Annotated in this window: 14 protein-coding genes; 3 read left to right on the top strand and 11 right to left on the bottom strand. The window is 68.7% G+C overall.

All coding sequences use genetic code 11. From position 1 onward, the window contains the following. Window positions 1-5 precede the first annotated feature (5 nt). The 3 genes from QZH52_RS26250 (at window position 6) to QZH52_RS26260 (ending at window position 4089) form a co-directional block, all read left to right on the top strand. Entirely contained in the window at window positions 6-1181 is a 1176-nt protein-coding gene (locus QZH52_RS26250) for a M20 aminoacylase family protein (RefSeq protein WP_301813622.1), read from the top strand. 253 nt (window positions 1182-1434) lie between these two features. Continuing rightward, a complete protein-coding gene (locus QZH52_RS26255; RefSeq protein WP_301813624.1) occupies window positions 1435-2304 on the top strand; it encodes a hypothetical protein in 870 nt (289 codons plus the stop codon). A 108-nt stretch (window positions 2305-2412) separates the two neighbouring features. Next, window positions 2413-4089 (top strand): electron transfer flavoprotein-ubiquinone oxidoreductase, encoded by a 1677-nt coding sequence (locus tag QZH52_RS26260; protein ID WP_301813625.1) that lies wholly within the window; start codon window positions 2413-2415, stop codon window positions 4087-4089. Window positions 4090-4236: 147 nt separating this feature from the next. Here the strand turns inward: QZH52_RS26260 and QZH52_RS26265 are convergent, their stop codons facing one another. The 11 genes from QZH52_RS26265 to QZH52_RS26315 form a co-directional block, all read right to left on the bottom strand. After that, complete coding sequence (locus QZH52_RS26265; protein ID WP_301813626.1) at window positions 4237-5340, bottom strand: porin; 1104 nt, start codon at window positions 5338-5340, stop codon at window positions 4237-4239. 80 nt (window positions 5341-5420) lie between these two features. Then, entirely contained in the window at window positions 5421-6155 is a 735-nt protein-coding gene (locus QZH52_RS26270; protein ID WP_301813627.1) for an RNA polymerase sigma factor FliA, read from the bottom strand. Between the two features lie 41 nt (window positions 6156-6196). Continuing rightward, on the bottom strand, window positions 6197-7078 hold the full coding sequence (locus QZH52_RS26275) for a P-loop NTPase family protein (RefSeq protein WP_301813628.1): 882 nt from the start codon (window positions 7076-7078) through the stop codon (window positions 6197-6199). 10 nt (window positions 7079-7088) lie between these two features. Continuing rightward, entirely contained in the window at window positions 7089-9599 is a 2511-nt protein-coding gene (flhF, locus tag QZH52_RS26280; RefSeq protein WP_301813629.1) for a flagellar biosynthesis GTPase FlhF, read from the bottom strand. 2 nt (window positions 9600-9601) lie between these two features. Next, window positions 9602-11698, bottom strand: coding sequence for a flagellar biosynthesis protein FlhA (flhA, locus tag QZH52_RS26285; RefSeq protein WP_301813630.1), 2097 nt, complete (start codon window positions 11696-11698; stop codon window positions 9602-9604). Next, window positions 11695-12834, bottom strand: coding sequence for a flagellar biosynthesis protein FlhB (flhB, locus tag QZH52_RS26290; RefSeq protein ID WP_301813631.1), 1140 nt, complete (start codon window positions 12832-12834; stop codon window positions 11695-11697). The genes flhA and flhB overlap by 4 nt, the downstream gene beginning before the upstream one ends. A 119-nt stretch (window positions 12835-12953) precedes the next feature. Beyond that, window positions 12954-13595, bottom strand: a complete 642-nt coding sequence (cheZ, locus tag QZH52_RS26295) for a protein phosphatase CheZ (protein ID WP_301813632.1) — start codon at window positions 13593-13595, stop codon at window positions 12954-12956. Window positions 13596-13599: 4 nt separating this feature from the next. Next, window positions 13600-13989: a chemotaxis response regulator CheY gene (cheY, locus tag QZH52_RS26300; protein ID WP_286371658.1), complete on the bottom strand. Its 390-nt coding sequence runs from the start codon at window positions 13987-13989 to the stop codon at window positions 13600-13602. Window positions 13990-14019: 30 nt separating this feature from the next. After that, complete coding sequence (locus tag QZH52_RS26305) at window positions 14020-15105, bottom strand: protein-glutamate methylesterase/protein-glutamine glutaminase (protein WP_436411633.1); 1086 nt, start codon at window positions 15103-15105, stop codon at window positions 14020-14022. Further along, window positions 15102-15761, bottom strand: coding sequence for a chemoreceptor glutamine deamidase CheD (gene cheD, locus QZH52_RS26310; RefSeq protein ID WP_301813634.1), 660 nt, complete (start codon window positions 15759-15761; stop codon window positions 15102-15104). Before cheD ends, QZH52_RS26305 begins: the two co-directional genes overlap by 4 nt. Beyond that, window positions 15758-16627, bottom strand: coding sequence for a CheR family methyltransferase (locus tag QZH52_RS26315; protein WP_301813636.1), 870 nt, complete (start codon window positions 16625-16627; stop codon window positions 15758-15760). Before QZH52_RS26315 ends, cheD begins: the two co-directional genes overlap by 4 nt. Between the last annotated feature and the right edge of the window lie 35 nt (window positions 16628-16662).

Here is a 16662-nt window from a genome sequence, read left to right on the forward strand (position 1 = left end):
CCCCGATGAGCGCACTCCTCGATCACATGCACAGCCAGTCGGATGAATTCATCGGGCTGCGGCGCGACATCCACCACCACCCCGAGCTCGCCTTCGACGAGCACCGCACCTCGGCCCTGGTGGCCGAGAAGCTGCAGGCCTGGGGCTACGAGGTCGAGCGCGGGCTCGGCGGCACCGGCGTCGTCGGCCGGCTGGTGCGCGGTGACGGACGACGACGCCTCGGCCTGCGAGCCGACATGGACGCCCTGCCGATCGACGAGGCCACCGGGCTCGGCTATGCCAGCTGCAATGCCGGCGTGATGCATGCGTGCGGCCACGACGGCCACACCGCGATGCTGCTGGCCGCGGCGCGCCATCTCGCCGAGCGGGGCCGATTCTCGGGCACGCTGAACCTGATCTTCCAGCCGGCCGAGGAAGGCGGCGGCGGCGCGGTCAAGATGATGGAAGACGGCCTGTTCGACAAGTACCCGTGCGACGCCATCTTCGCGATGCACAACATGCCGGGCATGCCGCAGGGCCGTCTGGTGCTGCGCGAGGGCCCGACGATGGCTTCGTCGGACTACGCCACGGTCACCCTCACGGGCGTCGGCGGCCATGGCGCGATGCCGCACCGCGCGGCCGACCCCGTGGTCGCCGCGGCCAGCATCGTGATGGCGCTGCAGACCGTGGTCTCGCGCAACGTCGATCCGCTGCAGATGGCGGTGGTCACGGTCGGCGCGATCCATGCCGGCAAGGCCAACAACGTGATCCCGCAGCAGGCCACACTGGAGATCAGCATCCGCGCGCTCGACCGCGAGGTGCGCGCCACGCTCGAACGGCGCGTGAAGGCACTGATCGCCGCGCAGGCCGAGAGCTTCGGTGTCAGGGCGCAAGTCGATTGGCGGCCGGGCTATTCGGTGCTCGTCAACACGCCCGAAGAGACCGCGTTCGCGCGCGAGGTGGCGCTGGAGCTGGTGGGTGCCGACCAGGTCACGCTGCAGGGCCCGGCGCTGCCGGGCAGCGAGGACTTCGCCTTCATGCTCGAGAAGCTGCCGGGCAGCTACCTGTTCATCGGCAACGGCGATGGCGACAGTGCCGGCGCCTGCATGGTGCACAACCCGGGCTACGACTTCAACGACGACAACGTGGCGATCGGCTCGGCCTACTGGGCGCTGCTGGCCGAGCGCTTCCTGGCGGCCTGACGAAGGCGCCCCGGTACAATCGCGGGCCTTCCAGGTCCGTCCATGCCGAACATCCCGCACGCCCCCAGCCGCATCCATGCACCGCATGGCGCGGCGCTGCGCGCGTGCACGGCTTGCGGCTCGACCGCCCTGCTTTCCCACGCCGTGCGGGGAAAGCGGGAAGAAGCCGCTTCCTGATCTCCCTCGCACGGCTCTGCACTCCATTCGCCGCGAAGCGTTCCGCGGCGTTTCAACCTGCACGCCCGGGAGCACCATGGAACTCACAAAGAAATTCGTCAAGGCCAAGCGCCCCTGCGCTGACGGCTACCGCTGGTTCATCCGCCACGGACACGACAACCGCGACTACCAGCACCTGCTCGACGCGCTGGTCGCCGACGGCCGCGTCGACGACGCCTGCTGGCTGCTGACGCAGTTCGGGCCGACCGACGCGCTGCTCGTACTCGACGGGCTGGAGGCCGACGCGATCGTCTTCGCCGGCTCGCTGCGGGTGCGCGCCGGCATCGACATTGCGGGCGTGCTGCGCGCCGGGCGAATGATCCGCGCAGGTGGCGGCATCCGCGCCGGCGGCGCGATCGTCGCGGGCGAGGACGTCGAGTCGGGCGCCGGCATCTTCGGCGGTGCGACGCTCGATGCCGGGGGCCACGTCAAGGCCGCCTGGGGCGTCGAGGCCGAAGGCGCGATCCGCTGCGGCGGCAACCTGCGCGCGGGCTGGGACCTGCGCGGCGCCGACGCGATCGACGTCGCGGGCAATGCCCAGATCGGGCAGGACCTGATCGCGCAGGGGGCCGTGCGCTGTGGCAAGGGCATCCGCGCCGGCGGCGTCATCGACGCCCGCGACACGGTGCACGCCGGGCACGGCATCGAGGCCGGCGAATCGATCGACTGCGGCCGGCACCTGGAGGCCGGCTGGGGCATCCGCTCGCGCGGCGCGATCCTGGCCGAAGGCGCGATCAAGGCCGGCGAGAGCCTGCATGCGGAGGATGAGATTCGCGCCGGCGCCGGCTACGGGATCTTCGCCGGGCTGGACGTGCGGGTCGATGCGTGGGAGGCAAGCGCCAAGGTGTTCGCCGGGCGCCGGCCCGAGGGATTGATGAGCGGGTGGTGGGAGGGAGCGGCGGCGTAGTCGGCGCACCGCGCTACCGGACATTTCCCACAGCCCAAATCGATGTTCGCATGAACGCCATGGAAAAAGCGCAAGCGGGAGGTCAAGCCATCTCTCTAGACTGCTCCAATGAAAACACCCACGCAGCTGCTGGAATCACACGGGCCTCGCGATTCGATGGACTTCGAGGTCGTCATCGTCGGCGCCGGGCCAGCCGGCCTGGCGACCGCCATCCGTCTCAAGCAGATCGACAGCGACATCTCGGTGGTGGTGCTCGAGAAGGGCTCCGAGCCGGGCGCGCACATCCTCTCGGGTGCTGTCATGGACCCGCGCGCGATCCATGAACTCTGCCCCGACTGGCAGCAGCGCGGCGCGCCGTTGAGGCAGCCGGTCACGCGCGACCAGCTCCTGGTGCTGTCCCGAACCAGCTTCGTCAGTACGCCGCAATGGCTGATGCCACGCAATTTCCAGAATCAAGGCTGCTACGTCATCAGCCTGGGCAGCGTCGTGCGGTGGCTGGCACAGCAGGCCGAAGACCTCGGCGTCGAGGTCTTTTCGGGCTTCGCAGCCTCTGAGCTGCTCTGTGACGATCAGAACCGCGTCGTCGGCGTCGCGACCAACCACGTGGGCATCGGCAAGGACGGCCAGCCGACGGAACAGTTCCAGCTCGGCATGGAACTGCGCGGCAAATACACCGTGTTCGCCGAAGGCGCCCGCGGGCACCTGGGCAAGGAGTTGATCGAGAAGTACCGGCTCGCCGACGGCAAGGATTGCCAGAGCTTCGCCATCGGGCTCAAGGAGCTGTGGGAGGTGGACCCCGCCAAGGCCGAGCCAGGGCTCGTCGTCCATACGGCCGGCTGGCCCATGAATCCCGACACCTTCGGTGGCGGATTCCTCTACCACCTCGAAGACAACAAGCTCACACTGGGCATGGTGGTCGGGCTCGACTATCAGAACCCTTTCATGAGCCCGTTCGACGAGATGCAGCGATGGAAAACGCATCCGGCGATCCGCACGCATCTGCGGGGCGCCAAGCGCATCGGCTACGGCGCCCGCGCGATCAACAACGGCACGCCGCAGGCCCTGCCGAAGACCATCTTCCCCGGCGGCGCGCTGGTCGGCTGCGATGCGGGCTACTTGAACGCCGCCCGCATCAAGGGCAGCCATGCCGCGATCAAATCGGGGATGTTGTGCGCCGACGCGATCGCGGATGCCTTGTCGGCAGGACGCGCCCACGACGAACTCGCCGCTTATCCGGCCGCGTTCGAAGCCAGCTGGCTCGCGGCCGAGTTGAAGCAGGCCCGCAACTTCAAGCTCTGGCACAAGAAGGGCGACCTGGTCGGCAAGCTGATGACGGGCGTCGAGCAATGGTTGCTGCCGAAGATCGGCGTTTCGAGTCCGCCGTGGACGCTGCACAACCGCAGCCCCGATCACGCGAGCCTGCGGCCTGCCGACCAATGCGTCGTCATCGACTATCCCAAGCCAGATGGCGCGATCAGCTTCGACAAGCTGTCGTCGGTGTTCATCAGCAACACCAATCATGAAGAGAACCAGCCCGCGCATCTGCTGATCAAGAATGCGGCCATTCCGGTGTCGGTCAATCTGGCGAAGTTCACAGGCCCGGAGACCCGCTACTGCCCTGCAGGCGTCTACGAATTCACCCGCGACCCGCATGGCGCCGATCAATTCGTGATCAATGCGCAAAACTGCGTGCACTGCAAGACCTGCGACATCAAGGATCCGACCCAGAACATCATCTGGAGCAGCCCTGAGGGCGGCGGCGGCCCAAACTACACGGCAATGTAGCGCCCGATCTGCCCAAGACTTCGCGCGCTGCCGCGTGCTGATGCTCGGCGGCGCCCACAGCTATGCACGCGTTCCGCTCGGCTTCAGGCTGCAGGACCCGATGAATCCTGGCGGCGCATCGCCCTGCCCGGCCGACACCGGCGCCGATCAGAAGCTGTGGCGCAACCCCAGGTCGTACCCGTTCGAACTGCGATCCGGCGCCGTGATCGAGCCGTTGAGGCCGACCGCCGAGCCGCCGCTGTTGCTCAGGTGCGAGTAGGTCGCATAGGCCACCGAACGCTTCGAGAAACTGTAGACATAGCCCAGGGACAGCTTGCGCGCCGCCGGATCGCCGATGGCGTCGGTGCCGTAGCGCGACCAGGCGAACTTGATCTGGTCGATGCCGACCGGCACGATGAAGCCGACCGCATAGCCGGTCGCGGTGACGGGCTGGAAGCTCTCGACCTTGTCGCGGTAGTAGCCGGCCGAGACCTCGACGATCTGGAAGTCGTAGCTGGCGCCGACATTGGTCGATCGGATGTCGCCGTTGGTCGCGGTCTGCTGGTAGTCGGTGCGGGCCGTCGCGACCGCGATCCCGAAGGGGCCCGAGCGCCAGCCCACGCGGCCGCTGAGGCCGGTGCCGTCGTCGGCGGCCGGCGTGTGCTTCTGGTTCTCGCCCATGAAGTACTGCACTTCGCCGAAGAGGCCGCCCAGGCCCGGCGGCAGAAAGTAGCCAAGCATGTTCGAGGCCCGGGTCGAAGTCGGCCCGGCGATCGAGCCGGCCTGCGGCTGGATCGTGCCGACGCCGTTGTTGTCGAAGGGATCGACGTCGGTGCGGTTGCGGTAGTGGGCCGTGAAATCGCGGCCCAGCCGCAGCTCGCCCCAGAGATCGATCAGGCTGACCGTGGAGCGCCGGTTGAAGCTCAAGGCGTCGGCCGAGGTGGCACCGCTCGCCTGGTTGTTGGTGTTGCCCGCGACGCCGGTGCCGGTGTCCAGGCTGACGCCCGATTCGAGCCAGAAGCCCGCGCCCAGGCCGCCGCCCAGATCCTCGATGCCGCGAAAGCCGATGCGCGAGGCGGAGTTGCCGCTGCTGATCAGCTGGGTCTTGGTGGCGATGCTGCCGCTGCCGTAGGCCACCGCCGCGTCGGCCACGCCGAACAGCGTGACGCTGCTGCCCGTGACCGGGCCCTGCACCTGGCTGGCCTGGGCGAAGGCCGCTCCCGAGGCGCACAAGGCACTCCCCGCGATGGCCGCAAGACTGGCTCTCTTCATTGGGCTGCTCCTCTGCGCATTGCGCATCCGCTCCGCCGGCGATGATAGACGAGCGATGCGCACCGGAGGCGATTTCGAGCCTAGAGGATGTCCTTCAGCCGGGCCCGCAGCCGGCTGATCGCCTGGCTGTGCAGCTGGCAGACCCGGCTCTGGCTCACTTCGAGGATGGCGCCGATCTCGCGCAGGTTCAGCTCCTCCTCGTAATACAGGTTGAGCAGCAGCTGGTCGCGCTCGGGCAGCGCCGAGATGGCATCGATCAGCTGGTGGCGGAAGCCGCTCTCCATCAGCTGCTCGAGCGGGTCGTCGCTCGCGCCCTGGCCCTTGCGCGCCTGTTGCGCGTGCAGGTCGAGGAAGGGGTTCTCGGCCTCGCCCTTGGCGAAGTCCTCGACATAGACCAGCTGGCAGCCCTGGATCTCCTGCAGCAGCGACTGGTAGGCCGCGAGATCGATCTTCATCTCCTTCGCGATCTCCCCTTCGGTGGGCGCCCGGCCGAGCCGGTGCTCGAGCGCATGGACCGCCTTCTCGACCGCCCGCGCCGACTGGCGCAGCCCGCGCGAGCCCCAGTCGCTCGCGCGCAGCTCGTCGAGCATGGCGCCGCGGATGCGCTGGCTCACGAAGGTCTCGAACTGCGCGCCCTTGTTGTCCTGGTAGCGGCTCGATGCGTCCAGCAGACCCAGCATGCCGGCCTGGATCAGGTCGTCGAGCTCGACGCTCGCGGGCAGCTTGGCGATCATCTGCAGTGCGATGCGCCGGACCAGCGGCTGGTGCTGCTCCAGCAGGTGAGACTTCTCAATGGTGCCCTGTGCGGTGTACACGTGCGCTCCTTCGTTGCATGTCGGTTGTTCGGTTCGCCGGCTCAGGCGATGGCGGAGCGCGCCGCGGCCAGCGCACGGGCCCGCGCCAGCTCGACCCGCGGCCCGTGCGATGGCGGCGCCACGGCGCGGGCGGGACGGACCGCGGGCGCACGCGTGCGCCAGGGCCAGCCGCCCATGTCGACCGCGACACGGCGGAAGTCGACCGCCGCCGCGCTGGCCGGGAAGGCCTCGACCACGCTCTGGCGCAGCCGCCGGGCGTCCGCCAAGTGCGGGTCGGCGCGCACCCACCCGGCCGCTTCCAGCGACACCGCGAGGTAGCGGCTGCCGGTGCTCGCGAGGTTGGTGGTGATCTGCTGCGCCTCCTCGGGCCCGGCCACGCCGTCGACCAGGAAGCGCAGCTGCTTCAGTCCATGCGCATAGTGCAGGCGCTTGATGCCCGCGTACGCCGAAGTGATCGACGCGGCGTTCGGCTGCAGCACCAGCAGCAGCTCGTCGGCTGCCTGGGCCAGCGCCGACAGCCGGCCTTCGCCGTCGATCCGAGCGGCGATCAGCACCACGCCGCCGCGGCACAGCACGCGCGGATCGATCTCGGCATGCCGGTCGCCGAGCGGCGCCGGCAGCACGCCGACACCGCAGCCGGCCCGGGCGATCGCGCCCTCGCAGGTCAGCCGCCGGTCGGCCACGTCGGCCAGGTCGCCGAGCGGATCGATGGCCCAGGCGGCGCAGATCGCCGCTGCCGTCCCGCCGTGTTCGTCGAGCACCAGCACGTCCCTGCCCTGCTGGACAAGGGCCGCGCCGAGGTTCATGGCGGCCTCCGTGGCGCCGCCGCCCGGGCCCATGGCCGCGACCGCGACGACGCGCGTGGGCGTATGGGCCAGCAGGCGCCGCAATCCGTCGGCCTGATCTGCAACCAGCTTGGTCATGTGCGGCTCCTCAACCTTGCGGCGCCAGCGCCCGGGCCGGCTGCGTCGGCGCGGTGGACTCGGTGCCCAGGGCCTCGAGCAGCATGAGAAGCTTGCCCACGCCGACATACAGCGCGTTGCCGGTCAGCGGCCGGCTCGAGCGCGCCGGGCGGCCCGAGAGCTGGTTCAGCAGCACCCGCGTGCGGTCGGCCCACTCGCCCCTGGCCTGCAGCAGCCGCCACACGGTTGTCCCCACCTGGCCGGCGATCAGCAGCCGCTTCATCATGTCCGGATCGCCCAGTTCGCCCATGCCGCCGATCAGCTGCACGCCCTGGCGCAGCAGGCGGAAGCAGGGATCGGCCTCGGCCGCCCAGCCCTGCCATTGCGCGAGCTGCTGCGCGCTCACCTCGCTGCCGAGGTTCGACAGCAGGTAGCTCTGGGCCAGGATCTTCTGGCCGCGTGCATCGAGGATGCGGGTGACGACGCAGCGCAGCACCGGCAGCCCGCGCCGGTCGATCGTCGCCGAGGCGCCGAGGCGCAACAGCACCTCGGCCTGTGCTTCGCACTGCAGCGCCGGCTTGCCGCGGAAGCTCACGGGACGCGCCGGGCCGAATTCGAGGCCGAGCCGCGCCAGCTTGCCCGGCGCTTCGGTCACGGGGTCGATCACCGCGGTCGAGCCGGGCGCGCGCGCCAGCCAGCGCTGGCCCTGGGCCTGCCACTCGACCATCGACTCGGGCATCGGCAGGCGCGGCAGCACGTGCACCAGCGTGCGGCCGAGCGACTGCTGGCGCAGCCACTGGACCTGGCGCAGCCCCGGCTTGCGCCGCGTCTCCGCGCCCCCGGCCACCGCCGCCGTCGACAGCCACTGGTTGGGCGCCGCCAACGGCAGGCCGCTGCGGTCCGACAGCAGCAGGCTGCCCTGGCACTCGTAGGCGTCGCCGCCCTCGTCGGAGCGCAGGCCGACCTGGCCCGAAAGGGCCAGCACATGCGTCTCGCAGCCGGCCGCGACCTCGCTGCGCGCCTGCACCATCAGGTCCTCCAGCACGGACTTCTGGCCGACCGCCTCGTCACCCGCGTTGCGCCACAGCCGGCGTGCGCCCTCGAAGCCGATCTGGGCACCGGCCAGCGCGCCGGCCGCGGTCGCCAGTTCCTGGGCATCGTGCGCCATGGCGCGGATCAGGTTCTGGTATTGCAGCCGCAGCCGCTCGGCCTCGGCCTGGGCCTGCACGACCTGGGCCGACGGCGTCGCGCCCGCGGCCTCGTCCTGCATGTCGGCCTCGGCCGGCACGAACAGGGGGTTGTGGCGGCGCGGCTGGAACACGCTGTCGACCAGCTGCGCGCGATCCGCCAGCATGAGGTTCTCGGGCACCTTCTGGCCGCTGGAGATGTAGTGCACCGGCAGCCGGTGGCGGATGACGGTGTCGATCAGCGCGCCGGGATGGGTGGCCTCGTCGACCTTGGTGAAGATGCAGCCCGCCAGCTCGTTGCCGCCACCGCCGTTGCGATAGGCATGCACCACCTCGTTGAGGGTGTCGCCGTGGCTGGTGGCGTTGAGCAGCAGCAGCCGCTTGACCGGGCGGTGGCTGTTGCACAGCATCGCGATCTGGTCCGACACCGAGCGGTCGCGCTGGCTCATGCCGACCGTGTCGATCAGCACCATGTGCTTGTCGCGCAGGTCCTGCAGCACCAGGTGCAGATCGGCCGCATCCTTGACCGCGAACACCGGCACGTCGAGGATCTGGCCGTAGATGCGCAACTGCTCGTAGGCGCCGATGCGGTAGCTGTCGGTGGTCACCAGGGCCAGCTTGTCGGCGCCGAAGCGCATCACGCAGCGCGCCGCCAGCTTGGCGGTGGTGGTGGTCTTGCCGACCCCGGTCGGGCCCATGAGCGCATACACGCCGCCTTGCGCGAGCAGGGCGTCCTCGTCCTCGTGCACCGGCACCGCGCGAATCAGTTCGGCACGCGCGAAGGCCATGCCTTCGGCATAGCTCTGGCCGGTCGGGAGCTTCTCGAGCATGGCCTTCGACAGCTTGGCGCTGAAGCCGGCACCGAGCAAGGTGCGCAGCAGGCGGCCGCGCACCGGGTCCTGGCGCTGACGGTCGTTCCAGACCACGCTGGCGAGCTGCTCCTCGAGCATGCCGCGCATCGAATGGAGTTCGTTCATGACCATGTCGGCGGGCGCGGGCGGCGCGGCCGGTGCGGGCGCAGCGGCGAGCGCGCGGGCCACGGGGCCAGCGGACGCCGGCGCGACGGCCGGGGCGGCCACAGGCATTGCCATCGCCGGTACCGCCGGCATCACCGGGGCGACCGGGGCGACCGGCGCTGCCGACAGCGGCGCCCTGACAGGCACGACCGGCGCGGCACTTGCCACCGCCTGCGTCATCTCGCCCTCGACCATGGCGACGATCTCGACGCCCTCGGGTGTCGCGCGATGGTTCAGCACGATGGCTTCGGCACCGAGTGCCTCGCGGACCAGGCGCAGGGCTTCGCGGCTGGTCGCCGCGACGAATTTGCGGGCCGTGGTCCGCACGTCTGTAGACATGTTCAAACTCTTCCTCCGATGGTGGCGGTGATCTTGATGTTGCGAGAGTCAGGGATCTCCGCATGGGAGAGCACCTTGAGTTGCGGCAGGCTGCGGCGCAGGAAGCGCGACAGCAGCACGCGCAATGCGTGTTGGACGACCAGCACCGGCGCCAGGCCCATCTGCTCCTGGCGCACGATGGCGGCCTGCGCCTGGCGCAGCAGGTTGTCGGCCAGGCCGGGCTCGATGCCGCTGCTGCTGGTCATGGCCTGCTGCAGCACGCTGTCGAGCGAGCCGTCGAGCCCGATCACCTGCAGCTCGGCATCGCCCGGGAACAGCTGCTGCGTGATCGCGCGGCCCAGGGCCAGGCGGACCAGCGTCGTGAGTTCGGTCGCGTCCTTGACGGTCGGCGCATGCTCGGCCAGCACGTCGAGGATGGTGCGCATGTCGCGGATCGGCACCTCTTCCTCGAGCAGGTTCTGCAGCACCTTGTGCAGCGTACTCAGCGAGATCAGCTTCGGCACCAGGTCCTCGGTCAGCTTCGGCGCCGTCTTGGCGATCTGGTCGAGCAACTGCTGCACTTCCTGGCGGCCCAGCAGCTCGGCGGCATGGGTCTGGATCAGGTGGTTGAGGTGGGTCGCCATCACGGTGCAGGCATCGACCACCGTGTAGCCGTGGATCTGCGCCTGCTGGCGCAGGTTGCCGTCGATCCACACCGCCGGCAGGCCGAAGGCCGGGTCCTGGGTCGGCGTGCCGGGCAGGCTGCCCGTGACCTGGCCCGGGTTGATCGCCATCCACTGGTTCGGGAAGGCCTCGCCGCGCCCGATCTCCACGCCCTTCAGGCTGATGACATAGGTGTTCGGCTTGATCTCGAGGTTGTCGCGGATGTGGACCACCGGCACCAGGAAGCCGATCTCCTGCGCGATCTTCTTGCGGATGCTCTTGATGCGGCCGAGCAACTCGCCCTGCTGCGACTGGTCGACCAGCGGGATCAGCCGGTAGCCGACCTCCATGCCGAGCGGATCGACCAGCGCGATGTCGTCCCAGCTGGCTTCGGCCGCCTCGGGCGCTGCCGGCAGCGCGGCCTGGGCCACGGCGGCGGCTTTTTCGGCCGCCTGCTTCGGCTTGCGCTTGAGCAGGTTGTGGCCGAGCCAGGCGAGGCCGCCGGCGATCAGCAGGAAGGCCAGGTTCGGCATGCCCGGGATCAGGCCCATCAGGCCGATGATGCCGGCGGTCAGGAACAGCACCTGCGGGTTGGAGAACAGCTGGCCCGTGAGCTGGCTGCCGACGTCCTCGTCGGTGGTCACGCGCGAGACGATCACGCCGGCCGCGGTCGAGATCACCAGCGCCGGGATCTGCGCCACCAGGCCGTCGCCGATCGCCAGCAGCGTGTAGGTCTTGCCGGCGGTCGAGAAGTCGAGCCCGTGCTGCGCCACGCCGACCACCAGGCCGCCGATGATGTTGATGACCATGATCAGGAGGCCGGCCACCGCGTCGCCGCGCACGAACTTGCTGGCACCGTCCATCGAGCCGTAGAAGTCGGCCTCCTGCGCGACTTCGGTGCGGCGCTTGCGGGCGATGTCCTCGCCGATCAGCCCGGCGTTGAGGTCGGCGTCGATCGCCATCTGCTTGCCGGGCATGGCGTCGAGCATGAAGCGCGCGCCGACCTCGGCGATCCGGCCCGCACCCTTGGTGATCACCATGAAGTTGATCAGCACCAGGATGATGAAGACCATCACGCCGACCGCGAAGTTGCCGCCGACCAGGAAGTGGCCGAAGGCCTCGATCACCTTGCCGGCGGCATCGGGGCCGGTGTGGCCGTGCATCAGCACCACGCGGGTGGAGGCCACGTTGAGCGACAGCCGCAGCAGGGTCGAGAACAGCAGCACGGCGGGGAAGGCGGCGAAGTCGAGCGCCTTCATGGTGTACATGCTGACCAGCAGCACCATCACCGACAGCGCGATGTTGAAGGTGAACAGCAGGTCGAGCAGGAAGGCCGGCAGCGGCAGCACCATCATGCTCAGGATCATGATGATGAGAATCGGCCCGGCCAGTCCCTTGAACTGGTTGCCGGAGAAGAACTGCGTCGGCAGACGCATCAGGTTGGTCATCGCGTTCATACGGCCACGGTGTATTGAAGTTCGTCAGGAACGGCGACGTCGATCGGCGTGCGCGGCGCCTCGCCGCCTTCGGATTTCCAGCGCTTGAGCTGATAGACCCACGCCAGCACCTCGGCCACGGCGGTGTAGAGGCCCGAGGGAATCTCGTCGCCCAGGCGGGTGTGCTTGTAGAGCGCCCGCGTGAGCGGCGGCGCCTCGAGGATCGCGACCTTGTTGTCGGCCGCGATCTCGCGGATGCGCTGCGCCACCAGGTCGGTGCCCTTGGCCACCACGCGCGGGGCGCGCATGTCGCCGTCGATGTACTTCAGCGCGACCGCGAAATGGGTCGGGTTGGTGACCACGATGTCCGCCTTCGGCACCTCGGCCATCATCCGGCGCTTGGCGATCGCCTGCTGCTGGCGGCGGATCTGGGCCTTGATGTGCGGGTCGCCTTCGCTTTCCTTGTGCTCCTGGCGCACGTCCTCGCGCGACATGCGCAGCTTCTTGTAGTAGGTCCAGAGCTGCCAGGGCACGTCGACCAGCGCCACCAGCACCAGCGCCGCCGCGATCAGGGCGCAGCTGCGCCCGACCAGCATGATGGTGTGCGGCAGGGCGGTCGACTCGGGCTGGCCGAGCAGCGCCATGACATGCTCGAGGTCGTCCATGATGACCAGGTAGGCGACGCCGCCGATCAGCAGCGACTTGGCGAGGGCCTTGACCAGCTCGGCCAGCGACTGGGTCGAGAACATGCGCGCGATGCCGGCCAGCGGGTCGAGCTTGCCGAAGTTCGGCGAGACCGCCTTGCCCGACAGCAGCCAGCCGCCGAGCATCATCGGCGCCACCACCGCGGCCACCACCATCATCGCGAACAGGGGGGCCATCGCCAGCAGCGTCTGCATCACCATCCAGGCGGTGCGCGCCAGCATCTGCTGGGGCTCGTAGGCGATGCCGCGCTCGAACTGCAGGCCCCGGCGCAAGGCGGCGCTGAGGGTGCCGCCGAGCGACTCGGCGGTGAACCAGAGCCCGCCGATGGCCGTCGACAGCATCACCAGCGTGGTCAGCTCGCGGGAGCGGGCCACATTGCCTTCCTCGCGCGCCTTTTCGAGGCGCCGCTCGGAGGCGGGTTCCGTTTTTTCGAGATCGCTTTCCTCAGCCATTCATGCTCCTGGAGCAGCAGGCGAGGAACGCCTGCACATGACTGATTATTCGATTCGAAGGGCCGGAACAATCGCCCGATCAAGAGCGCAATCGCCCTCCTTCTCGCTCGATCGAGGCCTCAGAAGCCGAGGCTCTCCAGCAGATCGTCGACCTGCGACTGGTCGGCCACCGCATCGGGATTGCCGGGCACGATCTGGGGGCCGTTCTGCAGGCTGTTGGTGACGATCTCCTGCCGCTTCTCGGCCGGCGTGTTGTCGATCAGCACCTGCAGCAGCTGCGTCTCGACATCGTTGACCACTTCCATCATCTTCTTGATGACCTGGCCGGTCAGGTCCTGGAAGTCCTGCGCCATCAGGATCTCCATCAGCTGCGAGTTGATGGCATTGGCCTTCTGCGGCACGTCCTGCAGGAAGCCACGCGTGTCCATCACGAGCTCGCGCGCATGGTCGAGCTCGATCGGGTCGGCGAACCATTCGTCCCAGCGCTTGCTCAGGCCCTTGGCGTCGCTCGCCAGCCCTTCCTGCAGCGGCTGCGCGACATCGATGGCGTTGAGCGCGCGATGGGCCGCCCGCTCGGTGGTCGCGGCGACGTAGGCCAGCCGGTCGCGCGCATCGGGAATGGCCTGGGCCGCCTTGGCGACTTCCTTGTCGAGGCCCAGCTCGCGCAGTCCTTCGCGCAACTGACGCGTCAACTGCCCGATGCGGCCCAGCAACTCTTCAGCGGTGTTCCCTTGTTCGGCGTCGAACGCGTTCTTGCTCATGGCCTTACCCCTTCGCCAGTTTTTCGAAGATCTTGGTGATCTTCTCTTCGAGCGTGGCCGCCGTGAAAGGCTTGACCACATAGCCGTTCGCGCCGGCCTGGGCCGCCGCGACGATGTTTTCCTTCTTGGCTTCGGCCGTGACCATCAGCACCGGCAGCTTGCCCAGCTCGGGATCGGCGCGGATGTTCTGCAGCATGGTCAGTCCGTCCATGTTGGGCATGTTCCAGTCCGACACCACGAAGCCGAAGCTGCCGCCGCGCAGTTTCTCGAGACCGGCGGCGCCGTCCTCAGCCTCGTCGACGTTGAGGAACTCGAGCTCCTTCAACAGGTTGCGCACGATGCGGCGCATGGTCGGGAAGTCATCCACGACCAGGATCTTGATGCTCTTGTCAATCACGTTTCTCTCCACTCAAACAGTTCGTTGTCAAACCCGATTAGTGCGCGCACCGAAGGTGCGCAGGTGCGCCAGCACGCGGCGCGCCATCTCGCCCAGCGGCGCCACCTCGTCGGCCGCGCCGATCGCGATGGCTTCCTTCGGCATGCCGAAGACGACGCAGCTCGCCTCGTCCTGGGCAAAGGTGTGGGCGCCGGCGCGCTTCATGCGCAGCAGCCCCTCGGCGCCGTCCTTGCCCATGCCGGTGAGGATCATTCCGATCGCGTTCTTGCCGGCATGCCTGGCCGCCGAGTCGAACAGCACGTCGATCGAGGGGCGGTGCCGGTTCACCGGCGGCTCCTGGTCGAGGTGCGCCACGTAGTTGGCGCCGCTGCGGCCGAGCGACAGGTGGAAGCCACCCGGCGCGATGTAGGCATAGCCCGGCAGCACCCGCTCGCCGTGCTCGGCTTCCTTGACCGTGATCCGGCACAAGCCGTCGAGCCGCTGGGCGAATGACTTGGTGAAGCCCGAGGGCATGTGCTGCGCGATCAGGATGGCGGGACTGTCCGGCGGCAGCGGGGTCAGCACCTCGCGGATCGCCTCGGTGCCGCCGGTGGAGGCGCCGATGATGATCAGCTTCTCGGTGCTCAGCAACGGGCTGCGCAGCAGTGCCTCGGGCGCGTGCTCGCCCGCCGGCCGGGCCGACGCGGCATGCCGCGACGGCAGCAGCCGCGCACTGGCGGCGGCGCGGATCTTGGCGGCGATCAGCTCGGTGTAGTTGAGCAGGCCGTCGCGCACGCCCAGCCGCGGCTTGGTCACGAAGTCGATCGCGCCCAGTTCGAGCGCGCGCAACGCGATCTCCGAACCGCGCTCGGTCAGCGACGACACCATCACCACCGGCATCGGCCGCAGCCGCATCAGCTTCTCGAGGAATTCGAGGCCGTCCATGCGCGGCATCTCGACATCCAGCGTCAGCACGTCGGGGTTGGTGACCTTGATGAGGTCGCGCCCCACCAGCGGATCGGCGGCCGTTCCCACCACCGTCATGTCCGGCTGGCTGTTGATGATTTCGGTCATCACGCTGCGTATCAACGCCGAGTCGTCGACGCACAGCACCTTGATCTTGTTCGCGCTCACCAGCTTCCTTTGCTTCTGGCCCACGGCGGGCTCTCGCCGGCCGGGCCGTTGGTTTTGCGCAGGTCGAGCGCCGGTCGCGGCAGGGCCATGCGCAGCAGCTCGCCCTCCTCGCGCTGGATCGCCTGCACGTCGTTCTGCCCCCGCAGCTTGCGCACCACCGCCTTGCCGCTCGCCGGCATGAAGCAGACGCGGCGCGCATGCTGGCCGCGCAGGTCCTGGGCCGCGACGCTGATGCGTTCGGACTTCAGGTAGCGCAGCACGAAATCGGCATTGCGGTCGCCGATGTTGAGGGTCGTCATGTTGGCCAGCACCGCGGCGCCGCCGAACACCTTGGCCTGCAGCCGCTCGCGCCGGGCGCCGGAACGGATCAGCTCCCGGATCAGTACGTCCATCGCGTAGGCGCCGTAGCGCATCGACTCGGTGGCGTCGCGGGCGACCGAGTCGCCCTCCTCCGGCAGCATGAAATGGTTCATGCCGGCGACGCCGTTGTCGGTGTCGAGGATGCAGGCCGACACGCACGACCCCAGCACCGTGGTCAGCACCGTGTCGGTGGTGGTCACGAAATACTCGGAAGGCAGCAGCTTGACTGCCATGCTGCCGACGTCGCGGTCGAAATAGTGATGGTTGGCCAGCGACCCCGGCACGACGGCATTCATGGCACCCCAGCCTTGCCCTTCGCGCGCGCCAGTTCGTACACCGTCTGCCCGAGCGGCCTGAAGGTCTGGTTGACCAGCGAGGCGTTCTCCGAATGGCCCGCGAACAGCAGGCCGTTGGTCTTCAGCAGCGGCGCGAAGCGGTCGAGCACCTTCTTCTGCGTCGGCTTGTCGAAATAGATCATCACGTTGCGGCAGAAGATCGCATCCAGCGGCTCCTTGACCGACCAGGACGGGTCGAGCAGGTTGAGGCGCGAGAACTTCACCAGCTGCGCGACCTCGGGGCGGATGCGCACCTTGCCGGCATTCGACCCGGTGCCCTTGTTGAAGAAGCGGCGCAGCCGCTCGGGCGACAGCGCCTTGACCTGGTCTGCGGTGAAGACACCCGCCTGGGCCTTGGCCAGCACCGCGGTGTCGATGTCGGTCGAGATCACCCGGGCCGCGTTGGCCTTGTCGCCCAGCGCCTCGATCAGCGTGATCGCGATCGAATAGGGCTCCTCGCCGGTCGAGGCCGCCGAGCACCAGATCGTGACCGGCTCCCTGGCCTTGCGCACGTGCTCGGCCAGCACCGGAAAGTGGTGCGCCTCGCGGAAGAACGAAGTCAGGTTGGTGGTCAGCGAATTGATGAACGACTGCCACTCGTCGCCGTCCTGGCGCGACTCCAGCAACTCGAGGTAGGAGGAGAACTCCGGCATCCGCAGCTCGCGCAGCCGGCGCGACAGGCGGCTGTAGACCATCTGCCGCTTCTGCTCGCCCAGCGCGATCCCGGCCCGCCGATGGATCATCGCGCGGACCTTCGAGAAATCGCTGTCGGTGAAGAGAAATTCGGTGCTCACGGTGGACCTCGGTGCCTGGGTCTCAATGTACATAGCGAGCCTCTTTTCCAATGGTTCGATCAACGGGA

The sequence above is a fragment of the Variovorax ginsengisoli genome (assembly GCF_030486595.1).
Lineage (GTDB): Bacteria > Pseudomonadota > Gammaproteobacteria > Burkholderiales > Burkholderiaceae_C > Variovorax > Variovorax ginsengisoli_B.